Source organism: Kitasatospora sp. NPDC059803 (assembly GCF_042732255.1).
Lineage (GTDB): Bacteria > Actinomycetota > Actinomycetes > Streptomycetales > Streptomycetaceae > Kitasatospora.
Genome location: NZ_JBHWIJ010000599.1, coordinates 1 through 1,004, shown reverse-complemented (window position 1 = coordinate 1,004; position 1,004 = coordinate 1). Strand labels below are relative to the sequence as shown.

Here is a 1,004-nt window from a genome sequence, read left to right as displayed (position 1 = left end):
GCGGCGCTGGGGGCCGGGCCGCGGCCGGGCGCGCGGCGGCGGCGGCCCGCCCGCGCGCGGCGCGCGCGCGGCGCCCGCCCCCCCCGCCGGCCGCCCCCCCGGCCGGGGGCGGGGCGGCGACGGACGGGGTGGAGGCGGACGGGGTGGAGGCGTTGAGCGGTTTGCTGGTGGTGCGGCCCGGACCGTTGACCACCGTCCAGGACCTCGGACGGCGCGGCGTCGCCCACCTCGGGGTGCCCAGGGCCGGGGCGCTGGACGAGCCCGCGCTGCGGGCGGCGAACCGGCTGGTCGGCAACGAGCCGGGCGCCGCCGGGCTGGAGACCACGCTCGGCGGGGTCGCCCTGCGCGCCCTCGGGCCGGTGGTCGTGGCCGTCACCGGCGCACCCTCGCCCGTCCGGGTGGACGGGCGGGCGGCCGCGTGGGGTGCGCCGGTCGCGGTGCCGGCCGGGGCGGTGCTGGACGTGGGGGCGGCGACCGCCGGGGTGCGCGGCTACCTGGCGGTCGCGGGCGCGATCGCCGTCCCGCCGGTCCTGGGCAGCCGCTCGACGGACCTGCTCTCCGGCCTCGGACCGGCCCCGCTCGCCGCCGGCGACCGGCTGCCGGTCGGCCCGCCTCCGCCCGACCGCCCCCGGCCCGACCTGGTGCCGCTGCCCGCTCCCCCGGCCGAACTGGTGCTGCGGCTGCGGCTCGGCCCGCGCGCGGACTGGTTCGAGCCCTCGGCGCTGACCCGGCTGGCCCGCGACGGGTACCTGGTCTCCCCGGCCGGCAACCGGATCGGGCTGCGCACCGAGGGCCCGCCGGTCACCCGCGCCCGGGCGGGTGAACTACCCAGTGAGGGCATGGTGTTGGGCGCGGTGCAGATCCCGCCGGACGGGCGGCCGGTGGTCTTCCTGGCCGACCACCCGACCACCGGCGGCTACCCGGTGATCGGCGTCGTCCCCGCCGCCGACCTCGCGGCGGCCGCCCAGGCACGCCCGGGCCCGCCCGGGCGCGTGGGGAGGCTG

At 82.9% G+C, this 1,004-nt stretch carries 2 protein-coding genes; one reads left to right on the top strand and one right to left on the bottom strand.

Annotation, left to right across the window (positions count from 1 at the left end):
* A partial coding sequence (locus ACFV6I_RS39770; protein ID WP_380431200.1) for a hypothetical protein occupies positions 1–193 on the bottom strand: 193 nt, incomplete at its 3' end.
* Between ACFV6I_RS39770 and ACFV6I_RS39765 the strand changes: the two genes are divergently transcribed.
* A partial coding sequence (locus tag ACFV6I_RS39765; protein WP_380431197.1) for a biotin-dependent carboxyltransferase family protein occupies positions 186–1,004 on the top strand: 819 nt, incomplete at its 3' end. The genes ACFV6I_RS39770 and ACFV6I_RS39765 overlap by 8 nt on opposite strands.